This window comes from Geobacillus sp. WSUCF1 (genome assembly GCF_000422025.1).
Taxonomy (GTDB): Bacteria; Bacillota; Bacilli; order Bacillales; family Anoxybacillaceae; genus Geobacillus; species Geobacillus zalihae.
Genome location: NZ_ATCO01000197.1, coordinates 1 through 8920 on the forward strand (window position 1 = coordinate 1; position 8920 = coordinate 8920).

Here is an 8920-nt window from a genome sequence, read left to right on the forward strand (position 1 = left end):
CTGCGCGAAATAGGATGAAGTTTTTTCTGTGTCCAACAGGATGTTCATCGCCTGCGTGCTGTCCTTTACGGTTGTTTTTGACGCTTTTCCCGCTCCTTCATTTTCTCTTCCATCCGCTTCAGCAGCTTTTCCCACGGGTTTTCCGCCGTTTTTTTCTTGCGCTTTCGTTTTTCTTCCGCCATGCTCAAGCGCCTCCTTTCGCTGCGGCCGATAAGGCGAGCAAGTCGCGCAGTTCGTCATCGGACAGTTCGGTGATCCATGCCTCGCCTTCGGTGATGATGTCGGCGAGCGCTTGTTTTTGTTCGAGCATCTCGTCGATTTTTTCTTCGATTGTCCCGACGGTGATCAATTTATGGACGTGGACGAATTTCGTCTGTCCGATGCGGTAGGCGCGGTCGGTCGCCTGGTTTTCCACCGCCGGGTTCCACCAACGGTCGAAATGGATGACGTGGTTGGCAGCTGTTAAGTTGAGCCCAGTGCCGCCTGCTTTGAGCGACAAAAGGAAAATCGGCGCTTTTCGTGCTTGAAACTCCTCGACCATTCGATCGCGCGTTTGTTTCGGGACGCCTCCGTGCAAAAACAACACCCGCTCATCAAACAGGTCGGAAAGCAGCTGCTGGATCATCTCGCCCATTCGCACATATTGCGTGAAGATGAGGCACGATTCGTCGTTGGCGCGAATTTGCTCGATCAGTTCGATGAGCTTTTCGAGTTTGTGCGACCGTTCGACGAGCTGGCGGGGTCGGCGTTCTTTCAAATACAGCGCCGGATGGTCGCAAATTTGCTTAACACCGTTTAGCATTTGCAAAATCAACCCACGCCGCGCAAACGGACTGGCTTCCTTTGCCCGTTCGAGTGTGTCGTTGACGAGCTGCTCGTACAAGGCAGCCTGTTCGGCCGTGAGCGGGCAATATTCTTTTTGTTCAAGCTTATCCGGCAAGTTGAGCGCAACCGCTTCATCCGTTTTCGTCCGCCGCAAGAGAAATGGGCGGATGAGCGCCTGCAGCGCCGCTTTTTTGCGGGCATCTCCTTCTTTTTCAATCGGCCCGGCAAAGCGCCGCTCAAACTCCGCACGGCTGCCGAGATAGCCAGGGTTGAGGAAGTGGAAGATGCTCCAAAGTTCGCCGAGACGGTTTTCAACCGGCGTGCCGGATAAGGCAATTTTATGTTTTCCGCTCAAGCGGCGGATGGCGCGCGCTTGTTTTGTTTGCGCATTTTTGATGTTTTGCGCTTCATCAAGGCAAATCGCATGCCAATGAATCTGTTTTAAATCGTCTTGGTCCAAATGAGCAAGGTTGTAAGACGTAATGACGAGATCGGCCTCGCCTGCCGCCTGCAAAAATGCATCGTTTTTCGCCCGGTTCGGTCCATGGTGCACGTAGACGCGCAAGTCTGGGGTGAAGCGGGCGCATTCCTTTTGCCAGTTGCCGATCACGCTGGTCGGGCAGATGAGCAAGGCCGGCGTGTCCGGCCGCTCCATTTCTTTTACATAGGTCAAATAGGCGAGCAGTTGCACCGTTTTGCCAAGCCCCATGTCATCGGCCAAGCAGGCGCCAAAGCCGAATCGGCGCAAAAAGACGAGCCAGTCGACGCCGCGCTGCTGATACGGGCGGAGCGTGCCGTGAAAAGACGGCGGCACATTCGCTTTCGGCAATCCATCAAGCTGCTGGAGCTGGCGGATAAACGCCCGGAATTGGTCGTGGACGTCAATGTGGATCGGGATCGATTCGTCCGCTGCCTCTTCGCGCTCCTCTGCTTCCGAAAGCAGCGTTTGCGCCACGATGTCGTGGATCGGCACGCCTTCTTTTTTCGCCTTTTCCATGAGCGCCTGGGCGCGGCGGACAAGGGCGGGATCGAGAATGAGCATTGGCCGCGCAGGCGGATGAGGCGCCGCTTTTGTTCCGCCAAAGCGGCAAACTCCTCTTCTGTCAGCTCAATCCCGTTGGTCGCCACCCTCCAGTCAAAGTCCGCGAGGCGCTCAAGGCCGAATAATGATTCCGCGTTGACGGAAGGCGACAGCTTCGCTTTGATCGACAGCTGCGCCTGGCGGATATCGTGCCACCAGTCGGGAAGCAGCAGGCGCACGCCCGCTTCGGTGAGCTTTAAGCTGTCTTCGGACAAAAAACGCCACGCTTCTTCATTAGACAGTTCCGTCCGCAGACCCTCCCCGGCGTCAAGCACGGCACGATCGCGCAAATGCGGCGAATGGCGCGCTGGATCGATGATGCATATGGGCGCCAGGCGCGCGGAATGTCGCTCGCAGGTGTGATGACACTGTCGTCGACGGCGATTAGCACCGCTTCAAGCGTCCATACGTCGCCTTCCTCGGACGGCTCGACAAGGCGCAGTCCGACCGTAAATGGCGGTCGGTCGCCGAGCCAGCCGATTTGTTCAAGCCAATCGTCTTCCGTTCCGGTCCATTGGCCGCTGGGGGAGGCGATCAATGGATAAGCGCGAACGATTTCGCCCCAAATGACGCGAAGCTCCGGGTCGCGCGACAGCCAGTCGGCAATCGCCAGCGACCGCCATGTAGCGACGAACGGATCGGGATCATCGTCCGTGCTGCGCCAACGGGTGCGACCCGCTTCGCTCCATGCGCCGCCTGTGTTTTTCCAAAGGGGAGCGTCTGGAAGGAAGCGGCGTTCCCCCAACCCATTCCAAATGTGTCTCGCCCACTCTTCCAATCGGGCGGTGAATTCATCCGCCCATTCGATGACGGAAAAGCGCGAGTGCGGACGCAACGCGAACAGAGTGAGCGCTTGCCACGGCGACAGCCGCACGATGTCGTCTTCGATATCGATCATGGTCCCGTAAAAGGTTTCTTCGTGCCAAGCCAATAAAGGCGAAACCCATGATGAGGGATGGGTGGAACCAGAGAGCTCGAAACATCGAATCTCTTCATTCCATCTGCAGGAAATCTGAATCGTCTCCAATGCCTTCATGGAAGCAGTTTTCCTTTCTTTAATTCTTCATGAAACGCGCGCAGGCGCGCCGTTTTGGCGAGCAGCTGTTCAAGATACGCTTCCCATTGATCGAATCGCTTCATCGAACGGTAGTGGGTCCGCAGCGTTTTCAAATGGCGGACCGCCTTTTGGTAGCTTGACCGGTTTTTCTCGTTGAGCAGCTTGATCACGGTCCGATGATATAACGGCATGACAAGATCCGTCCCGCGCGCTTGCAATGTTTTGAGCAGCTGCGGATGCAGCTCATCAGCGGTGATGTTCGCCCATAAGAATAGGTCCACGACTTCCCGGTAGCGTCCTTGCCGATACAAAAAGTTGGTGTACTCGTTGACGCTGTACGGAAGGCTTCGCTGCAAAAAATCTTCCCATGCGTCCGAGCGGTTTCGTTGCCGGGCGTACATTTCAAACCAGTGCGCCGCTTCGTCCAAAAAACTGCTTCGGATGGGAGCGGGTATATGCGAAAGATAAAGCGGCCAATCGTCTTTTGCTTTTTCCCAAACGGCTTCAAACCGCTTCAAGAGGCCGTTTTGAATGAATCGCCCGATCCATTCCACCAAAAACAAGCCTGCCTGATCGGGGAACGCGCGGTAAAGCGCCATCGCTTCGTCGTCTTCGCCAAGCAAAAAGGAAAGATGAGCCGCCGCCATAGCGGCGCGGATGTCGTCTCGGTCTTTGGCGAGCCGAAGGAGTTCGGCCCGTTCCTCTTGCCGCCATGTGGGCTTGGTGAACAGCGATTCCCACGCGGTTGTGTAAAAGTCATAGCCGAATGATGACAGCGCCCCGTCCAAAAACAATACATCACGAACATACGGAATCGTCTGTTCAATCAACGCGTTGAGCGACCGCGGCAGCGATTGAGTAGACAATTTTTCCAAGGCGTCAAAGGCGCGGTCGGCGACATAGTTGACGTCCTGCTGCCAGGAAAACTGTCCGTAAGAGGCGAATACGACGTCATTCCACCCTTGCGCCTCTCCGTACTGCCGAAGCTTTTCCAACAAAAAGAGGGCGGCATGAAGCTCCCGCAACGGACGGGCGCCAGCTTGCTTCCCTTCGTTTTTGCCAAGTTTCGGGAGCAGCTGGAAGGCTAAACGGTACGGCCAGTTTTGGCCGTTTTGATGGCGGGAGAAAAAGTCTTCATACTGTTTCTCGAACTGGCCCCGCCAATCTTCAACCGTTTCATTGGCTGTGATCGAAAGGCCTGCCGTTTTCCCCGCGCGTTTTGGAGCAGGTGTTTTTGATTCATGGACAGCGGATTCTTTCTGCAACGGGCCGATTTGCCCTTTTTTCCAAAGGCGGAACAGCTCGCCAACGTCGAACACGTTGCCGTATATATAAAAGAACAGCGCCAAAACGTGTGGACACAGCCCTTCCGTCCCGCACGGGCAGCGATGGCGGCGGGTGATGTTGGCCAAATCAAGCATGACATCATGGGGGGTGATGTCGGAAACGACCCCTTCCACTTCGTGGCTGTTGATCACCATGACGTTATAGACCAACCCGTTTCTTGATAAGTCGCGCCCTTTTTGAATGAGATTGTGGAAAATAGGAAACGGCAATTCTTTCAGCAATTCCCCAGCCGCCTGCTTCAAAAGCGGCTTGGAAACGGTTGTTTGCAACATGTCGGTCCGTCCTTTCCGTTCCATTCCTTATCATCTAATTATAGCATGCGACAGCGTGTCGAAAAAAGAGGGGCTATATGACAAAACGCGTCCTGTTCTCGAGGGGCATGAAGGGGCATTGCGAGCTTTTGAACGTGCACGCGTTTTGATAGAAAGAAAGCGGGTGATGGTTGAACGTCTATCGATGATGGTATAATAGTAGGTAGGAAAAGCCCAAATGGAAAAGAAAGCAGGTGCATCGAATATGGCGGAAACACCGCGGAACGCGTTATGCCCGTGCGGAAGCGGGAAAAAGTACAAGCATTGTTGCGGAAAAAAAGAGGCGGTTTCGATTTCGTCATTGATTGACCGCGAGTTGATCGAATGCATGAATGATATGCGTCAGTTTGTTTTGCAGCGGTATGAGAGGGAGGCGGAAGAGCTTTTAGACCAGTTCCCGCTTGATGAGATGCCGGAGGAACTCGAGCTTGGCATGCAGATCATGGTGGTGAACTGGATGTTGTTTTGTTGGCCGGTTGATGAAACAGGACAAACGATCTTTTCTGCTTACCGGAAAAGCCGTCATTGGGAGCGGTGGCGCCCGTCTGTTCAGGCTCACATCGAGAGGTGGGAAGGAGCCGTTCCGTCGCTTGGCGAGTTCATCGGCTATGATGACGACAATCGCCCCGTTGTCCGGGATTTGTTGATGGGAGAGGAAAAGATCGTTCATTTATTGACTTCCGATCAATGGCCGAGCGTGATCGAAACAGGAGATGTGGTGTTCGGCTTCCTTGTGCCGTACCAAGACGTGTTCACGTGTTTCACAGCGGTGTTTCCGCTCCCGGCGTCAGGGAAAGATCGATTGCTTCGGGCGATTCAACAAGAAGGGGAGTGGAGCGGTCAGCCATCGGCTTTATGGATGCGCGATCGGTTCGTCGCTGTGCTTTCCGATGTGCTCTTGGAGTGGCTTTGGCAGTTCGCCAAACAGTTCAAATGGGATGATCCGAAACAAGCGGCCGTCATTCGCGAGCTCGATGAAAACGAGCCGGAGGCGCCAGCGGCGCTGCTCAATCAAGCGTTCGCCATATGGGCGATCTATTGCGGAAAAACATCCCGCCTCCCTCATTCGGTTCCCGTCTACGCCGCGGCGCTCCGCTATGTGGCTGGGCATTTGATGAAGGCGGAAGGATCGGAGGTGGAAGACATCGCCGATCGGTATGACGTGATGCCAGAAGATGTGCGATCGGCGGCGTTGGATTTTTTCCTGATGGCTGTTGATGATGAAGACGACGAGGAATGGCTCGATGACTGGGAGGAAGACTGGTTCGAAGAGGAAGGGGATGAGCTTGATGCGCGCATCAATGAATGGATCGATGACATCGATCTGATGTTGATGCGTGAAGGATGGGACGAGAAGCGAGTCAACCGTCATATTGACCGCGCCATCCGTTCGTGGCGGAATGAGGGCCTGCTTGAGGAAGTGAATGAAAAAGAATTGCGTAAAGAACTCCGCGATGTAGCGTGGGAGATCTTCACCGATCGGGGATTCATCTAGAAGCTGGCAGAAAAACGGGCGCTGCGCGCAAGTCAGCGGCATTTCGTCAGAAAGGAAAGCCGGTTCCACAAGGGCTCTCTCATTCAAACATCATTGGGCTCAACCCAAGCCCTCTATAAGTAGAAACAGGGAATGGAATGCGTTCCATTCGTGAAACTCCAAAAAAAGCGGCGGGGAACGATCCGTTTTGACCGAATCCATAATGGATTGGGAAAAATGGCTTTGTGCGCAATTCTGACCGTTTTTAATATCTTGGTCGCCGTTTTGGAAAGGAATGATTAGAAGGGAGGATTTTGCATGGCAATCGGCCGAAATGACCCGTGCCCGTGCGGAAGCGGGAAAAAGTATAAGAAGTGCTGCATGAACAAACAGCAGGAGCGTGAAATCAAGCGGGTGCGGCAGCGCCGCTTTTTTGACCAAAAATATGAGCTGTCGCAAATGGTGCAGCGGTTTTTGGATGAAGCGCTGTCTTACGATGAACGCGAAGCGGTCAACCGTACATTTCGCCAAATGATCGAACAAAAGGATCATCGTGAAGAGTTGAAGGTGTTTGAGACGCTTTGGCGTTTTTTCCTCCATCGTTATCCGAATGGATTGCGCGGCGTTGAATGGTTTCAACAGGAAAAAGGGCGTCGTCTGTCTCCGGAGCTCAAGGAAATGTTGGACCGCTGGGTTCGACTTGTGCCGCGCCTTGTGCAATTTGTCGATTTGCATGATGAAGGAGGAGTGGCGGTCGACCGGTTGACGGGCGAGAAACTTCTCATGCCGTATTGCGAGACATTGGAGGTTGTGCGCCCTTGGGGCGGCATGTTTGCCTTTTTGGAGCCCTTTGACGGCGGCTATTACGTTTGCGGTGTATCATCGATCGTAGATCCGAAGGGCGTGGAACGGGCGGAAGAGAACATTCGCGTCTTGTTGACGCAAACCGATTGGCCGTATGACAAGGTAGCCGTTGAACATTTTCTCGATATCGTCGATGCAGGCTATCCTCCGAAGGCGGACGATGTACAAGAAGAGCGCACGCGGTGGACGTATGAATACGAATGCCAAGAAGCCGCTGAGGCGATGAGGAAGCTTGCTTCGATTGGACGCGCTCACATTGATCATGATGATGGGGAGAAGGTGGAAGGTTCATGGTGCACCAATGTGTACCATTATGTCGGGGTGATTTCCCCCAAGCTGATTCGTGTATTTGAATTAGGCGGGTCATTATCGGCTCATCGGTCGCGTCTCGTGTTGTCTACCGAGGAGGAAGGGGCGGCAGAACAGCTCGTGTCGCTGCTGCAAGCGTTCGGGTATTCCCCAAAAGAACGAAAACGGGGGACAGAAGCCGTTTTGCGCCGAAAAGGGATCGAAAACGTTTCGCTTCATATTGATTCAGACCCAGACTCTCCCCCTTGGGTGGCAACGATGGCCGGATTGGATGTTCAAATGGAAAAAGCCCTTCACACCCCGCTTGAGAAATGGAATGGAAAAACCCCTCACGAAATGGCGCGCGAGGGGCGTGTGCAGGAAGTGGATGAGTGGCTGAAAGAGTATGAATTCCATTTGTTTAACATGCAAGAACGAGCCAATTTGCCGGTGCTCATCGGAGTGAATTCCATTCGCTCCCGTTATGGATTGCCCCCATCTCCGTTTAGCTCATCACATCGTCTTTCGGACTTATGGAAAATGAAATGGATGGGGCCGGAAAGAACCGAGACATTGTTGATCCGCGCGGAATGGGAAGGGATGTATTTTACCGATGACGCATTGGCGTTTTATAACGAAGTCATCGTGAGCGGAGAAAAAGAAGCCAAAGAGGCGTGTTGGGCCGTGGTTTTGCTCGTGTGTGAATATATGACCGGGCGGACGTTTTCATCGTGGGAGGACGTAGGAGAAGAAGACTGGAAACAATGCATCGTCGAGCAAATCCCGTCAAGATGGAGTTCGTTTTCATGGGAAGTGGTGAGCCGAGCGCTCGATATGTTGCTTGAGTGGGCCGATTGGCTGGACCGCCGTTATGGAACGAATCATCGAACTGTTGTTTGTGCCGTGCTGGAAGAGGTCAGAAGCGAATTGGAACATTGCTTTGCTTTGCTGGATGAATGGAGGGGCGAGAACGGAAAGGCGGATGAGGAACTGATGGCTTGGCAGCTTGCTCGTTTGTTTGGTTTGCCTATTCCCCTTTCCGTCGGTTTCTCGTTTTTCCGCGTCAAGCGTGTGGAACAGGGGAAGGCGGTGCTGGATTGGCTTGCCCATAACCGAACGGTGACATGGGACATTCCGAAGCGGGCAGAGCCGCATCTGTTGCCGGGCATGTATATCGTCGCCGCGACCGATCGCAACGGCAAGCTGGACGATCTTGCCCGCGTATATCCGCCGTCTTTCTCTCCGTACGTAGAGTCGTGGCTTCAGGCGCTGCAAGAGTGGCCAGACAAGGTGGAGAAAGAACGGGCTGCGTTTCAAGAGCGCCTGCTTGCCTCGTTGTCCCGTTTGCTTCGCCGGCCGTAGGCGTCCCGATGAATGACGGGGCGCTTGTTTCTCTCGGCTCGGCCTCTATGATTCTCCATTATGCAGGCAAGCCCAATGGTAAGAGTCATTCATATTCTATTCTTAGGATTTTGGGCCATCACCATAACGTGTGCTTGAGAAGCAGGGTTTTTCTCGTTTTACCGAGAAACGGATGAGGACGCGAATGATCCAAGAATCCTACACCTTTAGGAGTGCGGAGTGTCAACCGGCGTCAACTACCCCCACTTAGCTAACGCTTGAAGTGGGGGCTTGCAACTCCCCAGAAGTGCGAGCGGACTTCGTCCTCCTTC

General features: G+C 54.0%; 5 protein-coding genes and 1 pseudogene. 2 read left to right on the plus strand and 4 right to left on the minus strand.

The genetic code is table 11. The annotated features are described in order from the left end of the window. Positions 1–184: 184 nt before the first annotated feature. From I656_RS20005 to I656_RS01430, 4 genes and pseudogenes are all read right to left on the minus strand, one after another. A complete protein-coding gene (locus I656_RS20005; RefSeq protein WP_369770209.1) occupies positions 185–1861 on the minus strand; it encodes a DEAD/DEAH box helicase in 1677 nt (558 codons plus the stop codon). Positions 1862–1863: 2 nt separating this feature from the next. After that, positions 1864–2181: pseudogene (locus tag I656_RS20010) on the minus strand (SNF2 helicase-associated domain-containing protein); the annotation flags it as partial. Further along, entirely contained in the window at positions 2103–2837 is a 735-nt protein-coding gene (locus tag I656_RS20015) for a hypothetical protein (RefSeq protein WP_369770208.1), read from the minus strand. The gene I656_RS20015 and the pseudogene I656_RS20010, both read right to left, overlap by 79 nt. Before the next feature lie 101 nt (positions 2838–2938). Continuing rightward, on the minus strand, positions 2939–4582 hold the full coding sequence (locus I656_RS01430) for an SWIM zinc finger domain-containing protein (RefSeq protein WP_033006657.1): 1644 nt from the start codon (positions 4580–4582) through the stop codon (positions 2939–2941). A 217-nt stretch (positions 4583–4799) separates the two neighbouring features. On the opposite strand from I656_RS01430, the gene I656_RS01425 reads away from it, so the two are divergent. Continuing rightward, a complete protein-coding gene (locus tag I656_RS01425) occupies positions 4800–6116 on the plus strand; it encodes an SEC-C domain-containing protein (protein WP_020756640.1) in 1317 nt (438 codons plus the stop codon). Between the two features lie 297 nt (positions 6117–6413). Further along, a complete protein-coding gene (locus tag I656_RS01420; protein WP_020756642.1) occupies positions 6414–8609 on the plus strand; it encodes a YecA family protein in 2196 nt (731 codons plus the stop codon). Positions 8610–8920: the final 311 nt, after the last annotated feature.

Coding starts and splice junctions, on each gene's coding strand:
- I656_RS01430 (WP_033006657.1), bottom strand. CDS start 4,582: ATGTTGCAAACAACCGTTTCCAAGCCGCTTTTGAAGCAGGCGGCTGGG.
- I656_RS01425 (WP_020756640.1), top strand. CDS start 4,800: ATGGAAAAGAAAGCAGGTGCATCGAATATGGCGGAAACACCGCGGAAC.
- I656_RS01420 (WP_020756642.1), top strand. CDS start 6,414: ATGGCAATCGGCCGAAATGACCCGTGCCCGTGCGGAAGCGGGAAAAAG.